Source organism: Polynucleobacter asymbioticus, assembly GCF_018687575.1.
GTDB classification, from domain to species: Bacteria; Pseudomonadota; Gammaproteobacteria; order Burkholderiales; family Burkholderiaceae; genus Polynucleobacter; species Polynucleobacter asymbioticus_C.
Genome location: NZ_CP061297.1, coordinates 664,523 through 685,749, shown reverse-complemented (window position 1 = coordinate 685,749; position 21,227 = coordinate 664,523). Strand labels below are relative to the sequence as shown.

At 47.3% G+C, this 21,227-nt stretch carries 22 protein-coding genes and 1 tRNA gene; 6 read left to right on the top strand and 17 right to left on the bottom strand.

Annotation, left to right across the window (positions count from 1 at the left end; genetic code table 11):
* Window positions 1–97: 97 nt before the first annotated feature.
* Window positions 98–367: a 30S ribosomal protein S15 gene (gene rpsO / locus AOC19_RS03345; protein ID WP_015420915.1), complete on the bottom strand. Its 270-nt coding sequence runs from the start codon at window positions 365–367 to the stop codon at window positions 98–100.
* Window positions 368–577: 210 nt separating this feature from the next.
* Between rpsO and AOC19_RS03340 the strand changes: the two genes are divergently transcribed.
* Window positions 578–1,180, top strand: a complete 603-nt coding sequence (locus AOC19_RS03340) for a YSC84-related protein (RefSeq protein ID WP_215377561.1) — start codon at window positions 578–580, stop codon at window positions 1,178–1,180.
* A gap of 39 nt (window positions 1,181–1,219) precedes the next feature.
* On the opposite strand, the gene AOC19_RS03335 is transcribed toward AOC19_RS03340, so the two are convergent.
* The 6 genes from AOC19_RS03335 to AOC19_RS03310 all read right to left on the bottom strand — a co-directional run bounded on the left by AOC19_RS03335 (window position 1,220) and on the right by AOC19_RS03310 (window position 7,950).
* The gene (locus tag AOC19_RS03335; protein ID WP_215377559.1) at window positions 1,220–2,767 is read right to left on the bottom strand and encodes a 2-isopropylmalate synthase; all 1,548 of its coding nucleotides are present in this window, start codon (window positions 2,765–2,767) and stop codon (window positions 1,220–1,222) included.
* Window positions 2,768–3,001: 234 nt separating this feature from the next.
* Entirely contained in the window at window positions 3,002–3,865 is an 864-nt protein-coding gene (gene pssA / locus AOC19_RS03330) for a CDP-diacylglycerol--serine O-phosphatidyltransferase (protein WP_215377558.1), read from the bottom strand.
* 27 nt (window positions 3,866–3,892) lie between these two features.
* Entirely contained in the window at window positions 3,893–4,540 is a 648-nt protein-coding gene (locus AOC19_RS03325; protein WP_215377556.1) for a phosphatidylserine decarboxylase, read from the bottom strand.
* 64 nt (window positions 4,541–4,604) lie between these two features.
* Entirely contained in the window at window positions 4,605–5,621 is a 1,017-nt protein-coding gene (gene ilvC / locus AOC19_RS03320) for a ketol-acid reductoisomerase (protein ID WP_215377554.1), read from the bottom strand.
* A gap of 50 nt (window positions 5,622–5,671) precedes the next feature.
* Window positions 5,672–6,163 (bottom strand): acetolactate synthase small subunit, encoded by a 492-nt coding sequence (ilvN, locus tag AOC19_RS03315; RefSeq protein WP_015420909.1) that lies wholly within the window; start codon window positions 6,161–6,163, stop codon window positions 5,672–5,674.
* Entirely contained in the window at window positions 6,163–7,950 is a 1,788-nt protein-coding gene (locus AOC19_RS03310; protein WP_215377553.1) for an acetolactate synthase 3 catalytic subunit, read from the bottom strand. Before AOC19_RS03310 ends, ilvN begins: the two co-directional genes overlap by 1 nt.
* A gap of 193 nt (window positions 7,951–8,143) precedes the next feature.
* Between AOC19_RS03310 and AOC19_RS03305 the strand changes: the two genes are divergently transcribed.
* The 4 genes from AOC19_RS03305 to AOC19_RS03290 are packed head-to-tail and all read left to right on the top strand — an operon-like array spanning window position 8,144 to window position 10,385.
* Complete coding sequence (locus AOC19_RS03305) at window positions 8,144–8,713, top strand: RNA polymerase sigma factor (protein ID WP_215377551.1); 570 nt, start codon at window positions 8,144–8,146, stop codon at window positions 8,711–8,713.
* On the top strand, window positions 8,710–9,174 hold the full coding sequence (locus AOC19_RS03300; protein ID WP_215377549.1) for a DUF3619 family protein: 465 nt from the start codon (window positions 8,710–8,712) through the stop codon (window positions 9,172–9,174). The genes AOC19_RS03305 and AOC19_RS03300 overlap by 4 nt, the downstream gene beginning before the upstream one ends.
* 25 nt (window positions 9,175–9,199) lie before the next feature.
* The gene (locus tag AOC19_RS03295) at window positions 9,200–9,832 is read left to right on the top strand and encodes a DUF3106 domain-containing protein (protein WP_215377547.1); all 633 of its coding nucleotides are present in this window, start codon (window positions 9,200–9,202) and stop codon (window positions 9,830–9,832) included.
* A 13-nt stretch (window positions 9,833–9,845) separates the two neighbouring features.
* Window positions 9,846–10,385 carry an RDD family protein gene (locus AOC19_RS03290; protein ID WP_251368076.1) on the top strand — a complete coding sequence of 180 codons (540 nt, stop codon included), beginning with the start codon at window positions 9,846–9,848 and terminating at the stop codon, window positions 10,383–10,385.
* A gap of 27 nt (window positions 10,386–10,412) precedes the next feature.
* Here the strand turns inward: AOC19_RS03290 and AOC19_RS03285 are convergent, their stop codons facing one another.
* From AOC19_RS03285 to AOC19_RS03255, 7 genes are all read right to left on the bottom strand, one after another.
* A complete protein-coding gene (locus tag AOC19_RS03285) occupies window positions 10,413–12,890 on the bottom strand; it encodes an ABC transporter permease (protein ID WP_215377546.1) in 2,478 nt (825 codons plus the stop codon).
* A 5-nt stretch (window positions 12,891–12,895) separates the two neighbouring features.
* On the bottom strand, window positions 12,896–13,681 hold the full coding sequence (locus AOC19_RS03280) for an SDR family oxidoreductase (RefSeq protein WP_215377545.1): 786 nt from the start codon (window positions 13,679–13,681) through the stop codon (window positions 12,896–12,898).
* Between the two features lie 40 nt (window positions 13,682–13,721).
* Window positions 13,722–14,387 (bottom strand): PqiC family protein, encoded by a 666-nt coding sequence (locus AOC19_RS03275; protein ID WP_251368075.1) that lies wholly within the window; start codon window positions 14,385–14,387, stop codon window positions 13,722–13,724.
* Complete coding sequence (locus AOC19_RS03270; RefSeq protein WP_215377543.1) at window positions 14,384–15,298, bottom strand: MlaD family protein; 915 nt, start codon at window positions 15,296–15,298, stop codon at window positions 14,384–14,386. Before AOC19_RS03270 ends, AOC19_RS03275 begins: the two co-directional genes overlap by 4 nt.
* Window positions 15,295–16,062 (bottom strand): ABC transporter ATP-binding protein, encoded by a 768-nt coding sequence (locus tag AOC19_RS03265; RefSeq protein ID WP_215377541.1) that lies wholly within the window; start codon window positions 16,060–16,062, stop codon window positions 15,295–15,297. Before AOC19_RS03265 ends, AOC19_RS03270 begins: the two co-directional genes overlap by 4 nt.
* A complete protein-coding gene (locus AOC19_RS03260) occupies window positions 16,062–17,234 on the bottom strand; it encodes an MlaE family ABC transporter permease (RefSeq protein WP_215377540.1) in 1,173 nt (390 codons plus the stop codon). The genes AOC19_RS03265 and AOC19_RS03260 overlap by 1 nt, the downstream gene beginning before the upstream one ends.
* An 89-nt stretch (window positions 17,235–17,323) precedes the next feature.
* Window positions 17,324–17,400 (bottom strand) — tRNA-Arg (locus AOC19_RS03255).
* 18 nt (window positions 17,401–17,418) lie between these two features.
* On the opposite strand from AOC19_RS03255, the gene greB reads away from it, so the two are divergent.
* Window positions 17,419–17,919, top strand: a complete 501-nt coding sequence (gene greB / locus AOC19_RS03250) for a transcription elongation factor GreB (RefSeq protein ID WP_215377538.1) — start codon at window positions 17,419–17,421, stop codon at window positions 17,917–17,919.
* 17 nt (window positions 17,920–17,936) lie between these two features.
* Here the strand turns inward: greB and AOC19_RS03245 are convergent, their stop codons facing one another.
* Genes AOC19_RS03245 through gmk form a run of 3 tightly spaced genes read right to left on the bottom strand, consistent with a single transcriptional unit; the run spans window position 17,937 to window position 21,197 of the window.
* A complete protein-coding gene (locus AOC19_RS03245) occupies window positions 17,937–20,282 on the bottom strand; it encodes a RelA/SpoT family protein (protein ID WP_215377536.1) in 2,346 nt (781 codons plus the stop codon).
* 15 nt (window positions 20,283–20,297) lie between these two features.
* A complete protein-coding gene (rpoZ, locus tag AOC19_RS03240) occupies window positions 20,298–20,501 on the bottom strand; it encodes a DNA-directed RNA polymerase subunit omega (protein ID WP_011902918.1) in 204 nt (67 codons plus the stop codon).
* Between the two features lie 45 nt (window positions 20,502–20,546).
* Window positions 20,547–21,197: a guanylate kinase gene (gene gmk / locus AOC19_RS03235; RefSeq protein ID WP_215377534.1), complete on the bottom strand. Its 651-nt coding sequence runs from the start codon at window positions 21,195–21,197 to the stop codon at window positions 20,547–20,549.
* Window positions 21,198–21,227: the final 30 nt, after the last annotated feature.

Below are 21,227 nucleotides of genomic sequence, written 5' to 3'. Positions count from 1 at the left end.
AATAATCTTGAAGCGCTCAAAAAACATGCCATCTGCTTAAGACTGATTCTGTTACGAAACAACCCTAAGAAAGATGGCATTGCAATACCGATAAGAATTACTTACGGAGACCTAATTTCTCGATCAATGCGCGATAGCGACCCAAATCCTTGCCCTTGAGGTAATCCAAAAGGCGGCGACGGCGTGAAACCATCTTCAACAAACCACGACGGCTGTGATGATCTTTAGCGTTAGCTTTGAAATGGGGGGTTAATTCATTGATGCGGGCTGTTAGCAATGAAACTTGAACTTCAGGGCTACCCGTATCGTTTGCGCTGCGCGCGTTTTCTTTGACGATTTCCGCCGTTTTAATATCAGCAACTGCCATTTTCATACTCCTTACTTGCGAACACCTGAGCTTTCACCCAATTTGTGTCGTGCATTAATTAATCAAATACAACAAAAAAGCTTTAAAAATCAAAGCCCTCGAATTGTAGCAGAGACAGGTCAAAAAATGGCTTGCTTCGCCTAGAACTTGCTATCCTCTAGGGAATCACACCCCATTTAAAATAAAATTACCCAATAAAATCAATAAGTTATGAAAATTCATCGCCTTGCTCCCCCTCTATGCACCCTGGTTTTAGGCACTTTTTGCCTCACTAACAGTGCTTTTGCCCAGTTTTCCAATCCTTTTGCCTCTCAAAAGACAGTTGCCCAGAAACGGGAAGATATCCTTAAAACGAGTGGCGACACCCTAAAGGCGCTATACCAAGTGCAGCCAAAGGCAAAAGAAGTTGTTGAAAAGTCTATTGGCTATGCCACCTTTAGCAACTTTGGCATGAAGATTCTGATTGCAGGCGGGGGAACAGGTAGCGGCGTGGTTATCCAAAAAGACGGTGCTAAACCGATTTATATGGATATGGCCGAAGTGCAGGCTGGACTTGGTCTTGGTATTAAGTCATTCCAGAACATTTTTGTATTTCAGACAAAAGCAGCCTTAAATGACTTCGTCAATTCCGGATGGACCTTTGGCGGTCAAGTGACTGCAGCAGCCAAATATGAAAAAGATGGTGATGCCTACCAAGACGCAGTGGTCGTTGCACCTGGCGTGCTGATGTACCAATTAACTGACTCAGGCCTTGCCGTAGAAATTACCGGCAAAGGCACTAAGTACTACAAGAACACAGATCTCAATAAATAAAGCTATTACGTAGATACTACAGATGTCGCCTGCAATTTCTTAAGGCGTCATCTGTGCATTAAGCTTAGCTTGACTAGGATCATGCAATTTATTCAGTGCAGATAAGTAGGCTTTTGCTGATGCAGCAATGATGTCCGGATCAGTTCCAACACCATTGACGATACGCCCACCCTTAGCAAGTCGCACAGTAACCTCACCTTGAGACTGGGTGCCTGATGTAATCGCATTCACTGAATAGAGCAATTGCTCCGCCCCACTCTTCACAATTTCTTCAATTGCATTCAAGCTAGCATCGACCGGCCCATTGCCTTCAGCCTCAGAGCTGGCTTCTTTATCGCCAACTCGAAAGGTGACCTTCGATTTTGGTCGCTCACCAGTTTCAGAGTGCTGACTCAAAGAAATGAATTTATAAAATTCACCCTCCTCAGCAGCAGCTGAATTAGACATGATGGCAATAATATCTTCATCAAAGATTTCTGATTTTTGATCCGCCAATGATTTGAAGCGAACAAAAGCTTCGTTCAAATCCGCTTCAGCTTCAATCGCAATACCCAGCTCTTGTAAGCGTTGCTTGAATGCGTTACGACCGGAAAGCTTGCCCAACACAATCTTATTGGTAGACCAGCCCACATCTTCTGCGCGCATGATTTCATAGGTATCGCGATTCTTCAGGATGCCATCTTGATGGATACCTGAGGTATGCGCAAATGCGTTTGCCCCAACAACCGCTTTATTAGGCTGAACCACAAAACCTGTGATCTGAGAAACCAACTTAGAGGCTGGAACAATTTGAGTCGCATCGATACCGCAGACCATATCAAAATAATCCTTACGCGTACGCAAGGCCATCACGATCTCTTCTAATGCCGTATTGCCAGCGCGCTCACCTAAGCCATTAATGGTGCACTCAATTTGACGCGCTCCACCGATCTTCACGCCAGCCAAGGAGTTGGCAACGGCCATACCCAAGTCATTATGGCAATGCACTGACCAAACCGCTTTATCTGAATTCGGAACACGGGTACGCAAGGTCTTAATGAACTCGCCATACAACTCTGGAGTGGCATAACCCACTGTGTCTGGAATATTGATAGTAGTAGCACCCTCATTGATGACGCCCTCAACTACTCTGCACAAGAAATCCATTTCTGAGCGATAACCATCCTCCGCTGAGAATTCAATATCCTCTGCTAAGTTTCTGGCAAAACGAATAGAACGCTTCGCTTGCTCCAGCACTTCTTCAGGAGACATACGTAATTTCACGGCCATATGTAATGGGCTAGTAGCTAAGAACGCATGAATCCGCTTAGCATTAGCAGCTTTCAAAGCATCTGCTGCACGAGTAATGTCCTTATCATTTGCACGCGCAAGTGAGCACACAATGGAATCTTTGACGGCAGCCGCTACTGCTGAAATAGCTTGAAAATCACCTTCAGAGCTCGCAGCAAATCCAGCCTCGATTACATCTACCTTGAGACGCTCTAATTGACGGGCAATACGAACCTTCTCGTCCTTGGTCATTGAGGCACCAGGCGACTGCTCACCATCACGTAAGGTGGTATCAAAAATGATTACTTTGTCACTCATCACTACTCTCCGGTTCAATATTGCTTAATTTTGCTGATAACTTGATTGTCGATCTAAAAACAAAAAACCCCAGCAATTTGCTGGGGCTGGTATGTCGTGGCTAATGAATTACTTTGATCTCATTAACTCAGGCCTTACCTGCCCCAAGCTGTAGGCTTAGTGCTAGTAGAAGCAGGTTCGAGATAAGTGAGAAATTCATCAACATGGATTGAATATAACCTAAAAAAATTGGTTTTAGCTAAAACGGCGACCGCTCAGTCGCTCCCAAGCCCAAATGACATAGCCTGAAATGGAATACACCACAAAGAGGCCGAATAAGGTCAATGGGGGATTGGAGGAGATCAACACAAAGGTGAGGATCATCAAGACCATCACGCCAAAGGGAACGCGGTAGCGAACATCCAAAGCCTTACCGCTATAAAAACGGGCATTGGATACCATGGTTAAGCCAGCATACACCGCCAAGAAGAAGGTAATCCAAGGGATTGCGCTGTCTCGCACTGGAATCTTATTGTCATCAGCCAACCAGATAAAGCCCGCCATTAAAGAGCCAGCAGCTGGACTAGGCAAGCCCTGAAAAAACTTCTTATCGACTACGCCAGTATTGACGTTAAAACGAGCAAGGCGCAGAGCGGCACCGGCGCAATAGGTAAACGCAGCTAACCAACCCCACTTACCTAAATCTTTAAGAGCCCACTCATAGGCTACCAAAGCTGGCGCCACACCAAATGACACCATATCCGCTAAAGAGTCATATTGTTCGCCGAAAGCGCTTTGTGTATTGGTCATACGTGCAACACGGCCATCCATACCATCCAAAACCAAAGATGCAAAGATAGCAATGGCAGCCATCTCAAATTGGTGGTTCATCGCATTAACGATGGCGAAGAAACCGCAGAATAAAGCTGCAGTAGTAAATGCATTCGGAAGGAGATAAATTCCTTTGCTGCGATGGCGCGGCTTATCCGCATGCAGCTCTTCTACTTCGTAATCAATGGCATCGCCAAGATCTTCTGCCCACTCGTCTTGAGTGCGGTCAGCTCGGGTACGCGAAAAGCGACTGCGATCAATACGGCCACGACGGCGAAATGTAGTCACAGAATATTCCCAGTTATTGCAGCTTAATTAATCTAAGCCAGGTACACGCGCTAATGCAGTGTTCGTAGCAAAAACTTTATCACCAACACTGACTAAAGGCTCAGCTGTTAGTGGCAAATAGACATCGACACGAGAACCAAAGCGAATGAAGCCGTAACGCTCCCCTGCTTTGAGTCTATCGCCAACATGGATATAACAAAGAATACGACGGGCGATCAGGCCTGCAACCTGAACCAGAGTGACGATTTGACCATTGGCATCAATCACAACAGCATTACGCTCATTCTCAGTAGAGGCTTTATCTAAATCGGCATTTACAAACTTGCCTGGGAAATACTGAATCTCTTTAACCAAGCCGTTGACTGCGCTTCGGTTGGAGTGAACATTAAATACGTTCATGAAAACACTGATCTTCAAAGCTTCACGACCTGCATAAGGATCGTTCGCTACTTCAACTACAACGATACGACCATCTGCTGGAGATAGCACTAGATCACGACCTAAAGCAGCAATACGCTGCGGATCACGGAAGAACTGCAGAACAAAGATAAAGATGATCCACAAAGGCCATGACCATGCAATGCCACCTAGATAGTGGACTAGCAAAGTAACGGCCCCCACTAATGCCAAATACGGCCAACCTTCTTTCGCAATAATGGGGTGCGGATACATCATCTTTGTTCTGAGCCTTTTTAGTTACTGCTATTAGTTTCTAACTACTGTTTGCTTAGTTCTTAGCTTAGTTCTTTGTTTGGTCAACTAATTTGTTCTTCGCAATCCAAGGCATCATGGCGCGCAACTTTGCACCAACTACTTCGATGTCATGCTCAGCATTCAAGCGACGACGTGAAATCAAAGTAGGCGCACCTGCTTTGTTTTCCAAGATGAAGCTCTTAGCGTACTCACCAGTTTGAATGTCTTTCAAGCACTGGCGCATTGCATTCTTAGTGTCTTCAGTAACAACACGTGGGCCAGTGACATATTCACCGTACTCAGCATTGTTAGAGATAGAGTAGTTCATGTTGGCGATACCACCTTCGTAGATCAAGTCAACAATCAACTTGAGCTCATGCAAGCACTCGAAGTAAGCCATTTCAGGAGCGTAACCAGCTTCAACCAAAGTCTCAAAACCAGCTTTGATCAACTCTACTGCGCCACCACAAAGAACAGCCTGCTCACCGAACAAGTCAGTTTCAGTTTCTTCTCGGAAATTAGTTTCGATGATGCCGGCACGACCGCCACCGTTTGCTGTTGCATATGACAAAGCAACATCACGAGCAGAGCCAGATTTATCTTGGTACACAGCGATCAAATGAGGAACGCCGCCACCTTGTGCATAAGTACCACGAACAGTGTGACCCGGTGCCTTAGGAGCAATCATGATCACATCTAAGTCAGCGCGTGGCTGAACTTGACCGTAGTGAACGTTAAAGCCGTGAGCAAATGCCAATGCAGCGCCCTGCTTGATATTTGGATGAACTTCTTTGTTGTATACCTCAGCGATTTGCTCATCAGGCAAAAGCATCATCACTACATCAGCGTCTTTAACGGCTTCGCCAACTTCTTTTACTGTCAAGCCGGCATTTGCAGCCTTGCTCCAGGAAGCGCCATTTTTACGCAAACCCACAGTCACATTGCAGCCAGAATCCTTGAGGTTCAATGCATGTGCATGCCCTTGTGAACCATAACCAATGATGGTTACTTTTTTGCCTTTAATGAGGGACAAATCAGCGTCTTTATCGTAAAAAACTTTCATGCTCTTTCCTTGTTTTGAAAATGTAGTTAATTCAGTAATCCGTTAAAAAATTAAACCTTGAGGATGCGCTCACCGCGCCCAATACCAGAACCACCCGAACGGACAGTTTCTAGAATCGATGCACGATCAATCGAATCAATAAAGGCGTCTAATTTGGCACCATCACCAGTTAATTCAATGGTGTAACTCTTATCAGTCACATCGATGATGCGACCACGGAAGATATCCGTTGTACGTTTCAACTCTTCACGCTCTTTACCTACCGCGCGAACTTTAATCATCATGAGCTCACGCTCAATGTGAGGGCCTTCAGTCAAATCAAATACCTTAACCACTTCAACTAAGCGATTTAAGTGTTTTGTAATTTGCTCAATCACATCTTCAGAACCAATCGTGACAATCGTCATGCGCGAGAGTGAAGGATCTTCAGTAGGCGCAACACTCAAGGTTTCGATGTTGTAACCACGCGCAGAAAATAAACCCACTACACGAGAGAGTGCCCCTGGTTCGTTCTCTATCAATACAGAAATAATATGTCGCATTAGAGATCCTCGCTACCCAAAAGCATTTCAGTAATACCCTTACCCGCTTGAACCATTGGCCAAACGTTTTCTTCTGGGTCTGTCTGGAAATCCATGAATACAGTGCGATCTTTCAAACGAATCGCTTCTTTGAGGGCGCCTTCAACATCTGACTTCTTCTCAATACGCATACCAACGTGACCAAAAGCCTCCGCCAACTTCACAAAGTCTGGTAATGAGTCCATGTACGAGCTGGAATAGCGCTTGTTATAAGTCAGCTCCTGCCATTGACGAACCATACCGAGGTAACGGTTGTTCAATGACACAATCTTCACGGGCGTGTTGTACTGCTTACAAGTAGACAGCTCTTGGATGCACATCTGAATAGAGCCTTCACCAGTGATAGCAAATACATCCTTATCTGGGAATGCTTTCTTGATACCCATGGCATAAGGCAAACCAACGCCCATAGTTCCAAGACCACCAGAGTTAATCCAGCGGCGTGGCTTATCAAACTTATAGAATTGTGCAGCCCACATTTGATGCTGGCCAACGTCAGAAGTAATAAATGCATCGCCACCAGTCAGCTCCCACAGCTTCTGAACTACGTACTGTGGTTTAACAATCTGCGAAGCTTCATCGTACTTTAGGCAATCTTTTTTACGCCACTCATTAATCTGCTCCCACCATGCAGCCACTTTGGCATCGTTCTTACGTGGACCAGCAGCTTTAAGTTGAGCCGTCATCTCTTGCAATACTTCTTTGAGATTACCAACGATAGGTACATCTACTTTCACCCGCTTAGAAATCACGGATGGATCGATATCAATATGAATGATCTTGCGTGGATGACTTGCAAAGTGTGCAGTGTTACCGATTACGCGGTCATCAAAACGTGCACCAATTGCAATCAACACATCGCTGTGCTGCATCGCCATATTGGCTTCATAGGTACCGTGCATACCCAGCATACCCACAAACTGCGGACTAGTGCCTGGGAAACCACCGAGACCCATGAGGGTATTAGTAACTGGGTAACCCAATACATCAGCAAACTCTTTCAGTTCTGGAGCGGCATCAGCCAAGATCACGCCACCACCGGTATAGATGAATGGGCGCTCTGCTTCTTGCAACAAAGAAACTGCTTTACGAATTTGTCCGCTATGCCCCTTTACCACTGGGTTATACGAACGCATCTCCAGTGTTTCTGGGTAGACGAATGGTCCTTTGGCAGCAGATACATCCTTAGGAATATCAATCAATACTGGACCTGGGCGACCTGTTTGTGCAATATGGAAGGCCTTCTTGATCACCAAAGGAAGGTCTTTCACATCCTTTACCAAGAAGTTGTGCTTTACCACTGGGCGAGTGATACCAACGGTATCGGCCTCTTGGAAAGCATCTTCACCAATAGCGTAAGTTGGCACGTTACCGCTGATGACTACCAATGGAATGGAGTCAGTGTAGGCAGTAGCAATTCCGGTAACCGCATTGGTTACACCGGGACCTGAAGTAACTAGAGCGACACCAACCTTACCGGTTGCACGCGCATAGCCATCGGCCGCATGAACTGCTGCTTGCTCATGGCGAACAAGAATGTGTTCAAACTTGTCCTGCTTAAAAATTTCGTCGTAGATAAAAAGAACGGAACCACCTGGGTAACCCCAAACGTATTCAACACCCTCTTTGTGCAATGCTTGAACCAACATCTCTGCGCCAATCATTTCAGGCGCATTCGCTGTGGAATTTGGGTTTGCTGTGTCTTGGTTAGCTTTAGAAGCTAAAAATTCGGCGCTGCTTGTATTCATTTTCTTTCGTCCTTTGCAATTTTCGGCAAAAAATTGATTGGTCTGTTCTGTCTCCTGCTTGTGGCCTGAGTTCGAACGGCGCTGCTACCGGAAAAAACCACTTCTTGAATGAGATTCTAGGTAGTAAGCCCTATATTCTATAGCAATCCCCTAAAATAGACGAATTCCATCTGATTCAGGTCTAATCTACTGAATGGCTTCACCCCAAGAACTTTCTGACTTTCTAAGCAGTGTTGAGCAGCGCGCTTTCAAGCAGGCGGTCTATGCTGTGCGGGATGACGATGCGGCATTAGACATCGTTCAAGACGCCATGATTAAGCTGGCCGAAAAGTACGGTGATCGTCCCGCAGCGGAATTACCCCTGGTTTTCACCAGAATTCTGCAAAACCGTATTCACGACTGGTTTAGGCGCCAGAAGGTTCGCAATACCTGGGTCACCCTGTTCTCCAATATGGGCAAGAAATCAGATGAAAAAGATGATTTTGACCCCCTGGAGTCCCTTTCGGCCCCCGATGACAGTGAAATTCACCAAGATGGTGCGTTCAAGCTAGAACGCAGTCAGTTATTACAGTCTTTAGAGTCAGAAATATCAAAATTGCCTGCCCGTCAACGAGAAGCCTTCCTGATGCGTTATTGGGATGAGCTGAGTATTACTGAAACTGCCCTTGCCATGAGTTGTAGCGAGGGAAGCGTCAAAACCCACTGCTCAAGAGCCACCCAGGCTCTAGCTAAAGCATTGAAATTAAAAGGAATTACGCTGTGAACCGCAATCAAGACCTCCTCAATCCAACAGAAGCTGACCAATTTGGCCAGTCTGCTGCCGCCCTGCTTCGTCAAGGATCCCAATCCCTGCCGGCTGGCATTAAAGATCGTCTCTATGCAGCGCGCCTCAAGGCACTTTCCGTCAAAAAACCAGAAAAAGTACGCGTCCAACAGCATGTTCTGGCCAGCACCTCTGGAAACTGGTCCTCAGGCTCACGTACTTTTTGGGATAACGTGGGTTGGGTTGCTCCGCTCGTTGTTCTTGTATTTGGCCTAATTGGCATCGCCCAATGGCAGCAAGACTCCCGCATTAACGATATTGCTGAGCTCGATGTTGCCCTCTTGACTGATGATGTCCCGCCAGATGCCTATGCTGATAGCGGCTTTATGGGCTTCCTCAAAAATGGTCCTTTGGCTGAATCTGAACAAGATAGCCTGGATTCAGTGAAGTCACCATCTTAAGGTTCAGGGTAAGTCAAATTAGCTCATGCTAAAAAATTCACGATCCTTGCATGCCGCTCTCAGCATCTCCATGATGATGACGATTGGCGTTGCTGGATCGGTGCAATCTTCACTTGCACTCGCTCAAACTCCCACAGCCAGCCATGGAAAAAGTACTGGCATTCCAGAAAAGAAACCAGATGGAACTTGGGAAGGCCTTAAGCCTGAGCAACAAAAAATCTTGGCGCCTCTGGAAAGCGATTGGGATTACATGCTCCCTGATAGTCGCAAGAAATGGATTCAGGTTGCAAATCTATACCCCAAAATGAGCGAGGTCGATCAAAATCGATTGCAGTCTCGGATGACCAGTTGGTCCAATCTCTCTCAAAAAGACCGCCGCATAGCCCGTGAAAATTACTTAAGTAGCCTCAAGTTCCCTGCTGAGAAAAAAGCAGAAGCCTGGAGCGCGTATCAAAAACTCAGTGATGAGCAAAAAAAGAAATTAGCTCAAGCTGAAGTCAACAAGAAAAAACCAACGGCTGCTAGCGCACCAACATTACAACAGCATCCGATTACGCAAAAATCGAACTTAGCACCAACCCTGCCAGCAAGTAGCACCCCAGTCCAAGAAGTTCCGGCTCCGAGCGCAAGCTCAGAGAGCAACTCAAGCAACCCCTAAGAATCTCTAGGCTGTGATTACTCCCGCTGAATTAGATGCACTTCCTGCCCCGCAATTTTGGCGCCGGGTGTCTTGCACACTTTACGAACAATTAGTCTTGCTTGGTGTGATCGCCTTCACTTTCCTTGTCCCGAATTTGGGATTGGGCATGCTCTTCAATATTTCACTGCCAAGTTGGCTCACTTTTCTCTATCTCTATGCCGTCCTGGGGATTTACTTTGTTTGGTATTGGACCAAGTCTGGGCAGACGCTTGCCATGCAAACGTGGCGTGTACGGATGATTGGCCCAGGGGGATATAACCTAAGCCGCAAGCAAGCAATCAAGCGCTATGTTTTTGGATCCCTATGGCTTCTGCCATGCGTCCTGATGCAGTGGGTCTTTGAACTTCAAAGATGGCAAATTATTGAGATGCTATTTGCAGTTGCCCTAATTCTGTGGCCACTGAGCATTTACTTAGATCGCGTCAATCCTCTTCAACGCCAAAGCCTGCCAGACCGTTTTGCTGGAACGCGTTTAGTAGAGCTGCCAAAGAACTTAGTCAAGCTCTCATAATTACGGGGTCAACTACCAGGGCGCGTCTTAAATCTCGCGCAAACACTCCATCGCAGTAGTAGTTTGAATTTTTCTCTGAAAGCGATAGCCTGCCAATAGACAGGCAAGTACTCCAAAGATGATGCCCATTGCTAAGGACTGGGCAAATGCATTGAACTCAATCTCCAAAACAAAACGGCCTAGCGCCCATGCGGCGATTCCAGCGGCCAGTCCCGCTAGGGCTCCAGCAAGAGAGCCAATAATGAAGAGTTCAGCTAGAGCAATTTTTCCCAGCAGATAACGAGATGCTCCAACTGCTTTGAGCAAGGCTGCACTCCTAAAGCGCTCATCTTGTGTTGCCGCAATTGCAGCAACTAAAACCAAAATCGCTGCTGCAATAGTGAAAGCGAACAATAAACCCAGCACAGAAGATAGTCGATCTAATACATCTTGAATTTGCTGCAAGGACGTAGCCACATCCACAATAGTGAGGTTTGGATAGGTCTGCGCAAGCTGGTAATCGAGACCTTCAATTTGAGCGCTTTGGTAATAGGAGGTAATCCAGGACTGTGGCATTTCTTCCAGCATGGCGGGCGGCATGATGACAAAGAAGTTCACTTTCATTGAACTCCAATCTAACTTACGCAAAGAGGTAATAGGCGCAGTGACTTTTTCACCGGCGAGCTCAAAGGTCATCTGATCGCCAAGCTTTAACTTCAAGGTCTTCGCAATCCCGGCCTCTAATGAAACCTGTGGCGCACTACCCTCAATCCATTTACCCGCAGTAATGCGATTACCTTCAGGCAACTGTTCGGTATACGAGAGATTAAATTCTCGATCGACCAAGCGCCGTGCATTTTCATCAATATAGTCATTCGGCCCAACAGCTTTTCCGTTCACCTCAACCAGACGCGCGCGCACCATAGGACTAAAGCTGGGCTTAGCTACACCCGCATCTTGTAAAGACTGGGTGATTTTGGGCTTTTGATCTTCCTGAATATTAATCATGAAGCGATTGGGCGCATCCACCGGAATATTCCCCTGCCAAGCCGCCAATAAATCCTGGCGAAGTAAGAGAATCAGTAGCAAGGCCATCAAGGCGATGCCTAAGGCAGTAATCTGCATCACAGCAAATCCTGCGCGCCGTGCTTGTGCAGTCAATGCAAAGCGAATTGCAAAGCTCTTGGCACCCCACCCCGAAAACACAATATTCAACAGACGAAGTGATAACCAAGAGACCGCGGCAAAAAGAGCGAGGGCCAAGCCAAAGCTCAGGGCAACCCAAGCAGCCAGTTTCAGGTCTTGGGCTGCTATGGCGATTAAAGCAAGGCAAGTCATCAGACCAAACAGTGCAACCCAAAGTGCTTTGATATTGACTGAACCCAATTCTTTTCGAATCAACCTCACTGGGGAAATCATGACCAAGCTCCATAAGGGTGGTCCAGCAAAACCAATCAGCAAGCAGGAAGAAAACAGCGCACTCCAAACTAATGGCCAGAGGGATAGCGAAGGTAGATTAGTAAATACCAAATTACCTAAGATACGTATCAATACCTCCTGGATACCATAAGCAATGGCAGCCCCCATCACTGCTGCTGCCAGACACAGACTGCCCAGCACTTTAATTTGCTTAATCAGAATCACTTTTTGGCTTGCACCTAAGCATTTCATTACCGCGCAGACATCTGCCTGCTTTAAAACGTAACGGCGTGCCGAGAGGGCAATGGCTACTGCGGCTACCATTGCCGTCAGCAAGGCCACTAAGGATAAGAAGCGCTCTGCCCGCTCTAGCGTCTTGCGCATCATCGGTTGCGCGTTCTCTAAGGTCTCGATGCGTAAACCGCGCAGACCTTCAGCTTCAATCCATTGCGTGGCCCACTGCTCATAATCAGAAATAGCTTGATCACTTCCCGCTAGTAGCAAGCGATAAGTGACCCGACTACCCAAACCAATCAGACCCGTGGCCGGCAAATCCTCCAGTGACATCATCACGCGTGGCGCGAAATTCATAAAGCCAGCACCTCGGTCGAGCTCACGCTCCAGGACACCGCTAATGACAAATGAGTTATCCCCCAACAACATCTGATCGCCTAGCTTAGCCCGCAGCGTATTGAGCATAGCTGGATCCACCCAAACCGAACCAGATGATGGGGTCAGACTTGCCTGAGATGGAGAAACCTGCAAGTTGCCGCGCAAAGGATAATCAGCACTCACCGCCTTGAGCGAGGCAAGCTTGCTTTGCGCACCCACGGTGGCCATGCTTGGAAAGACAATTGTTTGAGCGGAGCTTAGTTGCCGCCTTTTTGCCTCCTGAATGAAGCGCTCATGCAGCGGTTGATCGGAGACCAGCAATAAATCGGCAGCAAGAAGTTGGCGGGCATCAAACTGGAAAGCCCGTTGCATCCGATCAGCCAAGAAACTGACGCTAGATAAGGCTGCTACAGAAAGCGTTAATGCAACTAGTAAAGCCAGTAGCTCACTGGATCGCAGATCTTGTCGAATACCCCGAAAGAAACTAGCTAGCACTCCGCTTAAATCGCCTGAATCTGACCGCCATCAACACGGATCACCGACCCAGTGATAAAGGAAGCGCTTTGGCTTGCCAAGAATGCAGCGGTATCACCATACTCCTGAGGGTCACCATAACGACCCATCGGAATCTGCTTCAAGCTAGCCTGAACGACAGAGTCATAGCTGACATTCTCACGTTGAGCGCGCGCCTCATCCAATTGGCGCAAACGATCAGTAGCCACACGACCAGGCATGATCACATTCACGGTAATACCTTCAGCAGCCACTTCTGCAGCCAAGGTTTTAGACCAAGCCAATAGTGCGGCACGCAAGGTATTGGAGATGGCGAGATTTTTTATGGGGGCGATGGCGCCTGAGGTGGTGCTGGTAATAATACGGCCCCACTGACGCTGACGCATTCCAGGAAGAACACGATCCGTAATACTGATTAGCGAGAGAACCATGTCGTTAAAGCTCTTCTGCCATAAGGCAGGATCCTGACCAGCGGCTAGGGTTGGAGGGGGTCCACCTGTATTGTTCACCAAGATATCGATTGGTCCGAGCTCTTTTTCTACTTTGCTCACCAGCCCATCAATGACAGAAGGATCTGATAAATCCCAAGTCAATGCGAGAGCAGTTCCACCGGCTGCTTCAATTAATTCAACTGACTTTTTTAATCCCTCAGGATTGCGACCAGTTACCGCCACCTTAACGCCTTCACGCGCTAAAGAAACAGCCATCGCCTGACCTAAACCTCGGCTTGACGCCATCACCAGTGCAACCTTGCCCTTAAGCCCTAAATCCATGTCTTCTCCACTTTTTATATTTTTTGCAATTCTAGAATAACTACTGCCCTAATGGTGGGGGCAGATTGCCAGCATACTTGTAAAGCACTACCTCATATTCTTGCAAAATTTGTGCCAAGGCCTCTTGCTGACCCAACACTAGCGCTTGCGGGGTATTGTCTTTCAGCGCAATCCTCTTGGTATAACGATTTTTACCAATAACAGGATTACGCTTTTGAGGATCAGTCGCAGTCAGGAAAAACTCAGCCGTCACAACAGCCTCTGGGCGAACTCGGTAGTCGCCATAAAACTCTTCCACAGAAACCTGAAGGTTGTAATAAGGGAAGAAGCTATTTCCCTGCCCCACCGTCATTGAAAAGATTTGAGCGTTATTGAGCCATTGACGAGTCGCATTACTTACCATCTCGTTCGGTAACGCCGAATAGATATTATAAAAATCCTTTTCATAGCGCTGATCACCTAAACGGTAAACCAAAGATTTGCCATCAAACGGCGGCGTTGTTGATACTGAACCCATCTTGAGCCATAGATCACTCCGTGGTTTATAGGGGCTACCAGTACGCTCTGGTGCCACCATCCAACTGCTAGTCTCTAGAGCTGGTCTTTTAGGCAAAGAACAGGCGCTCAATGCAGTCATGATGAATACGCAAGCGGCAAATTGAGTCAGGCGCGAGTTTTTCATCGTCAGAACTTTAATTGGGGTCATTTTTGAACTCCATTTAAAGGAGGTGTAATACGTGCAGGTGGCTCACCCCAAATCAGAGTAGATGGCGACTGACTTGCAACGCGAGTGAATTCATTTAACTGCTCGCTTGCCTGGCGGAGGTTCTCCAAAGTTGCTGTGGTATCACCCTGCACACTAGTTACGGTTTGGCGCAAAGACGCCATGGCTGCAACCAATTCACGCATCAAGATATTCAGCTGGTCTTTGTCGGTGGCCTTAGCAATCCGATCCAACAGCACATTCAAATCTTGAACAGAATTAATCAGCCCAGCATTTTGTTTGCCATCACCCGCCATCAACTTATTCAGATTACCCAACAGGGCATCAAATTTCTTTTGAGTGCCATCCACATCCAAGCCATTCAGGGCGCCAATTAACTTCTGAATACCAGAAATAATCTCATCAGCTTGATTGGGCATAGAAGGTACTACCGGATATTCTGGCTCCCACGGATATTTCAGAATGTAATTCGGGTCCGACTTGGGATAAAAATCCAACTCCACATAATTCACGCCAGTAATACCCATAGATCTGATGCGTGCTCGTAAGTTATCTTTGACGAATGATTCTAGGTGGCTCCTCTCTAAAGCATCACCGAAAATTTGCATTCTCACAACGACATACTCTTGCTTCTGAATCATCGGAACATCTTTTTCATACAAGTCGCCCGACAAACTAATGGATGTCACCTGTCCAATTTTGACACCCCGAAAGCGTACTGCTGCCCCAGCATCTAGACCAGTGACGGATTGCTTGACATAGGTTTCCACCATGAATGATTTTTTAAAGAACTGTCCTGAGCCAAAGATCAAAATAATGGTGAGCAATACACCGATTGCAGTCAGAACAAAAATTCCCAGACGGAAATAATTGGGATTGGAGTCATTACTCATGCTGCGTCCTTACTCATGATGCGATTAAAGAATTGGTGCACTTTAGGATCTTTGCTGGTATCTCTCAACACCTTGGGATCACCCTCAGCAATAATGCCTTTAGCGTCTTTGTCTAACATGATCACCTTATCGGCAATCGAATAAATACTGGCCAACTCGTGAGAAACAATCACGAAAGTAAATCCCAAGTTTTTAGAGAGATCCAGGATCGTGCTATCTAGATCGGCTGATGTAATGGGATCAAGACCAGCCGATGGCTCATCTAAAAACAATATCTTGGGATCTAAAGCCATCGCACGAGCTATCGCGGCACGCTTTTGCATACCGCCACTAATCTCGCTAGGCATATAAGTTTCGTACGGAAGTAAACCGACTAGATCCAGCTTGCACCGCGCTAATAGATTCATTTGATCTCTACTGAGGTGGGTGTACTCCTCCATAAAGAGCGTCACGTTGTCGAGCAAATTCATAGAGCCAAATAAAGCGCCCTGCTGATACATCACCCCAAAACTTGTCATGATTTTTTGGCGCTCAGCACCCTGAGCTACGGTGATATTTTGACCTTCAATCAACACATCTCCGGAAAGCGGCTGATATAGTCCAAACAAGTTTTTTAAGAGGCTGGACTTACCGCATCCTGACCCACCCAAGATGACAAAGATCTCACCCTGCTTGACAGAGAAATTGAGATTCTGCAAGAGTACTTTTGAGCCATAACCCACGGTTAGGTTTTGAACATCGATTGCGTTATCGATTGCACTCATCAGAAACCCGTCCTGTAAGAAATGTAGGCAAAGATGCCGTCTACCAGGACGATCATGACAATACTGCTCACCACTGCTCGAGTTGCAGAGATACCAACAGCAGCGGCACCAGTGCCTGTTTGCATCCCACGCAAACAACCCATTGCAGATACAACTACACCAAATAAAGTAGCCTTCAGAAGACCCGATAGAACATCTTCTACGCCTACAGCAGCCAACATGCCGTTATAAAAATTAATAAAGGGGATGCCATAAATTTGCATCGTCAGCATGGAGGAAAAAATACTCACGATATCGGCGAATAAGGTCAATATGGGCGCCACTAAAATACCTGCCAATACGCGCGGCACCACTAAGAATCGAATAGGACTTAAACCGCCAGTCACCAAAGCATCCACTTCACTATTGACAGTCATTGTGCCGATCTCGGCAGCAAAGGCAGCTGATGAACGGCCGGCCAGCAAGATTGCGGTGATTAGTGGCCCCATCTCACGTACGATACCGAGGGCAGCTAGCGGCCCTACAAATGAGACGGCACCGAATTGCTCCATGCCAATAGCAGCCTGGAAAGACAAAATTACGCCAATTAAAAATGCAACTAGGCCCACAATGGGTAATGCAGAAATACCTGCCTCTACAGCAGCATTGACAAAGTCACCCCAGCGAACTTGCTTTATGTGGCGTATCGACCAGGCCAAGTCTGCTGATAGGTGGCCAACGAAGATAACCAATCCACGAGCATCATCGATGAGATTTTGAGCTGCCATCCCGGTGCTCACTACAAAACTTCGTTTGGGTTTTACAGCAGGGACAGGGAACAAATTCTGAATAGGATCGAATTCATGTAATAGCGGCTGATACTTCTGATCTAGACCCTGGATCTCAAAGCGCCCACCTGCTTTTTGTTGAGCCTCTTCTATGTCAATTAAAAAAGCAAACGCAGATCCATCCAGCGAACTGACCTTTGAAGCATCCATCACCAATGAGCGGCTTTGAGGATCTCCCTGCCCCAACCATAGGGTCTGCTTTTCCCGCACCTCAGTCCATACGCCAGCCAATGAATACACATTCACAGCGCCGCTCAAGGTCACTTGGGCATGCAATGTATCAACTTGCGACCAAACCGCAACGGGAGCTTGTGAATCTGAGGAAATGGCGTCTGAAATGCTCATAGGCAAACTATAAGGGATCTGAATGAAACCATTGTGAAATGGCTAAAAAAGAAAAAGGGCCCAGTCTTTCAACTAGGCCCCATATAGGTTGGTGCGGCTGGCAGGAATTGAACCCACGACCCCTTGGTTCGTAGCCAAGTACTCTATCCAGCTGAGCTACAGCCGCAACAGCCATAATTATGCCATGGAAGAGAAGAACTACATCACACCTGCAGGTCACGAGCGCATTAAAAGCGAGCTTTTACAGCTCCTAAACCTTGATCGGCCCGAGGTTGTTAAGGTTGTTCACTGGGCAGCCTCCAATGGCGACCGCTCTGAAAATGGGGACTATATCTACGGAAAAAAGCGACTTCGGGAGATTGATCGCCGAATTCGCTTCCTCAATCAACGCCTTGAATTTGCCGTAGTTGTCGACAATCAGGCCCGAAAATCGGGTGAAGCCGATGCCGAGCAGGTCTTTTTTGGCGCTACGGTCACTTATGCCAGCCTAGAAGGTGCTGACTCTGGCAAAGAGACCACCATCACCATTGTGGGGGTTGATGAGGTCGATTTAGAGCTGGGTCACGTGAGTTGGGTATCGCCGATTGCTAAAGCCTTAATAAAGGCTCGTTTGGGTGATTGCGTGAAAATTCAGACACCAACCGGCTCCACCGAGATTGAAATACTAGACGTTCAGTACCGGTAAATCCAGTTTAAAGAAATTTAGCTAACTCGGACGCGGGTCACGCGCATCACATCATGGTTCGTGCGCAAGCTACGCATCACCTTAGAAAGGTGCAAGCGATCTGAGACTTGGATTGTGAAACGGATAGTGACAGCATCTTCTTTATAGCGATCATCCATCGATACGTTCATGATGTTGGAGTCGGCGGCAGTCACACTGCTGGCTACCCTGGCTAATACTCCCTTACCTTGGCGCGTGTCGATTGCAAGATCAACCTCAAATTCTCGGTTAACCTCTTTACCCCACTCGACCTCTACCCACTTGTCACTATCTTTAGAGAGCATTCTGAGAGCAACTGGACAGTCATTGGTATGGACTTGCAAGCCCTCGCCCTTACCGAGATAACCAATGATGTTGTCACCTGGAATTGGATGGCAACAAGTTTGAAAGCTAATCGAATTGCCTTCGCGACCATCTACCAAAATAGCCTGACGCTGATGGTGGTGTGAGGCGATCTCTTGTTGAGGAGACACCCAATCTGCCACGCCTAAGCGCATTTGCTCGGAACCGCCCTCATCATCAATCAAAATCTTCAATCGAATAGCTAGCTCTTGAGCGGATCTACGACCCAAGGCAATATTGACACAAGCCTCTTCACGGGTTTTATCACCAGTCCAATGTAATAACTTTTCCCAAAGCTCTGGTGTTAGCAGTCCAGCATCGACCCCTTGTTGACGTAGGGCGCTGGCCAAAAGACGCTCGCCCAACTGAAGAGACTCGGCATAGTGCTTGGTCTTGAGTGAGTGACGAATAGAGGCACGAGCCTTACCCGTTCTCACAAATGCCAACCAGCCCGGATTAGGCTGAGAGTTGGCTGATGTCACCACCTCAACAATATCGCTATTCTTTAATTCACTACGTAAGGGCAATTGCATGCCGTTAATCTTGACCGCAACACAAGTGTTGCCCACATCACTATGAATCGAATAGGCAAAGTCTAAGGCGGTAGCACCACGGGGCAAGGCCCTAATTTGACCCTTCGGTGTAAAGACATAAACCGCATCTGGGAACAAATCAATTTTGACGTGCTCTAAGAATTCTTGTGAATCACCACTGCTATCCTGAATGTCAATTAAGGATTGCAACCATTGATGTGCGCGGTTTTGCACCTCACTCATATCAGGGCCGCCATCTTTGTAAGCCCAGTGCGCAGCAACGCCTGCCTCAGCAACCGCATGCATATCACTAGTGCGTATCTGGAACTCAACTGGTACACCCGATGGCCCTAAAAGCGTTGTATGCAAAGACTGGTAACCATTGAGCTTAGGAATCGCAATGTAATCCTTAAACTTGCCAGGCATCGGTTTATAGAGTGCGTGCAAAATACCGAGCGCACGATAGCACTCATCAATTGAATGAACGGTCACCCTGAAGGCATACACATCGAGCACTTGAGAGAAACTCAAATGCTTACCGCGCATTTTGTTGTAAATACTAAACAGCGTTTTTTCTCGGCCTTGTAGATCGACCTCGAGATTCACTTTTGCAAAAGCCATGCGGGCGTTCTGCAAAATCTTTTCCACCATCTCTTTGCGATTACCACGCGCCCGCTTCACTGCATCCTCGATCACCCTAAAGCGCATAGGCATTGAGTAGCGGAAACTCAAGTCCTGTAAGTCGCGGTAGATTACATTCAGGCCCAAGCGATGGGCAATTGGTGCATAAATCTCAATGGTTTCAGCGGCCACTCTGCGACGCTTTTCCATTGGAACGGCATCGAGCGTGCGCATATTGTGTGTGCGATCAGCGAGCTTAACCAAAATGACTCGAACGTCGCGCGCCATCGCCATAAACATCTTACGGAAGCTTTCCGCTTGCGCCTCTGCATGACTTTGGAATTCCAGCTTATCGAGCTTGGTTAAACCTTCTACAAGCTCCGCTACTTTGCTGCCAAACTTACCCACCAGATCAGCTTGAGTGCAGCCAGTGTCCTCAATCACATCATGCAGTAAGGCTGCCATGATGGAGGACGCATCCAAGTGCCAGGTCGCACAGAGTTCAGCAACGGCTACGGGATGGGTAATGTATGGCTCGCCGCTATGGCGATACTGACCGAGGTGAGCTGCATCAGCAAAATGGAAGGCCTGCTTAATAAGAGCTACTTCATCGGGCTTGAGGTAGCCTAATTTAGAAATGAGACCATCAATAGAAACAACTTGGTGCTTTAAGGGTAATTTTGGCGCAGATGTGGGGCCAAATAAATGTCGACTCGACTGAGCCAACAAAGTTGCGATGATGGAAGACTTATCGCCTTTAGCGGTCTCTTTAGGCGAGACCTGACCTTTGGATTCCGATGTGTTTGGGTCGCCTAAGGGGAGCTCCACAACGGAACCCCTGAATTACAAAGGTACTTTGGTCAACATGTCACGGTCAGTTACACCAGCAGCAACTTCACGTAACGCAACTACAGTTGCTTTATCTCTGGACTCAACACGTGGGGAGTGACCTTGAACCAATTGACGAGCGCGATAAGTCGCGGCCAATACCAGCTCAAAACGATTTGGGATAGTTTTTAGACAATCTTCTACAGTAATACGGGCCATGCTGAACTCACTTAAATTTAGCTTCAATACCTATAGGATAACTGATTAGACCCCAAGGCGCCTTAAAAGCGCTGGGTTGCGAGCCATAACCGGTCCTGAGCGCAGGCGGCTGGCAGCAACCACATAGCGCAAATCTATTAAAGCCTGCTCAAAATCATCATTGATCACAATGAAATCGGCTTCATGGGCATGCTGGAGCTCTAAATGCGCTGCAGCCAACCTTCTCTGAATCGTTGCCTCATCATCCTGCCCTCGTTTGCGCAAGCGCTCTTCTAAGGCCTCGAACGAAGGCGGGAAGATGAAGATCCACTGTACTTCGGGAATAATTTGACGAATCTGTTGAGCGCCCTGCCAGTCGATCTCCAACATGACATCGCGCCCGGTTTTCATCTGAGCCTCAATCCACGCTTTGGAGGTGCCGTAAAAATTGCCGTGTACTTCAGCGTGCTCCAAAAAATTGCCCTGGTCACGCTCCGCGATAAATGCATCTCTGGCAATAAAGCGGTAGTCCTTACCATCTACCTCACCCGGTCTTGGAGCGCGTGTTGTCGTGGAAAGGGATAACTTCAGTGCTGCATCTTCTTGCAACAAGGCATTGACCAAGGAAGATTTACCGGCACCCGATGGAGCGACGATCATCAGCATGCTGCCCTGATAGGCAGGAGATAAATTTGCTTTAGGTTTAGGGCTGGCCATGGTGATTGAGGTAAGTGATTAAGGTCAACA

Excerpts from the sequence above, each read along its gene's own strand:
- rpsO (WP_015420915.1), bottom strand. The coding sequence starts at position 367 with ATGGCAGTTGCTGATATTAAAACGGCGGAAATCGTCAAAGAAAACGCG.
- AOC19_RS03340 (WP_215377561.1), top strand. The coding sequence starts at position 578 with ATGAAAATTCATCGCCTTGCTCCCCCTCTATGCACCCTGGTTTTAGGC.
- AOC19_RS03335 (WP_215377559.1), bottom strand. The coding sequence starts at position 2,767 with ATGAGTGACAAAGTAATCATTTTTGATACCACCTTACGTGATGGTGAG.
- AOC19_RS03325 (WP_215377556.1), bottom strand. The coding sequence starts at position 4,540 with ATGATGTATCCGCACCCCATTATTGCGAAAGAAGGTTGGCCGTATTTG.
- ilvC (WP_215377554.1), bottom strand. The coding sequence starts at position 5,621 with ATGAAAGTTTTTTACGATAAAGACGCTGATTTGTCCCTCATTAAAGGC.
- ilvN (WP_015420909.1), bottom strand. The coding sequence starts at position 6,163 with ATGCGACATATTATTTCTGTATTGATAGAGAACGAACCAGGGGCACTC.
- AOC19_RS03310 (WP_215377553.1), bottom strand. The coding sequence starts at position 7,950 with ATGAATACAAGCAGCGCCGAATTTTTAGCTTCTAAAGCTAACCAAGAC.
- AOC19_RS03305 (WP_215377551.1), top strand. The coding sequence starts at position 8,144 with ATGGCTTCACCCCAAGAACTTTCTGACTTTCTAAGCAGTGTTGAGCAG.
- AOC19_RS03295 (WP_215377547.1), top strand. The coding sequence starts at position 9,200 with ATGCTAAAAAATTCACGATCCTTGCATGCCGCTCTCAGCATCTCCATG.
- AOC19_RS03280 (WP_215377545.1), bottom strand. The coding sequence starts at position 13,681 with ATGGATTTAGGGCTTAAGGGCAAGGTTGCACTGGTGATGGCGTCAAGC.
- AOC19_RS03275 (WP_251368075.1), bottom strand. The coding sequence starts at position 14,387 with ATGACCCCAATTAAAGTTCTGACGATGAAAAACTCGCGCCTGACTCAA.
- AOC19_RS03270 (WP_215377543.1), bottom strand. The coding sequence starts at position 15,298 with ATGAGTAATGACTCCAATCCCAATTATTTCCGTCTGGGAATTTTTGTT.
- AOC19_RS03265 (WP_215377541.1), bottom strand. The coding sequence starts at position 16,062 with ATGAGTGCAATCGATAACGCAATCGATGTTCAAAACCTAACCGTGGGT.
- AOC19_RS03260 (WP_215377540.1), bottom strand. The coding sequence starts at position 17,234 with ATGAGCATTTCAGACGCCATTTCCTCAGATTCACAAGCTCCCGTTGCG.
- greB (WP_215377538.1), top strand. The coding sequence starts at position 17,419 with ATGGAAGAGAAGAACTACATCACACCTGCAGGTCACGAGCGCATTAAA.
- rpoZ (WP_011902918.1), bottom strand. The coding sequence starts at position 20,501 with ATGGCCCGTATTACTGTAGAAGATTGTCTAAAAACTATCCCAAATCGT.
- gmk (WP_215377534.1), bottom strand. The coding sequence starts at position 21,197 with ATGGCCAGCCCTAAACCTAAAGCAAATTTATCTCCTGCCTATCAGGGC.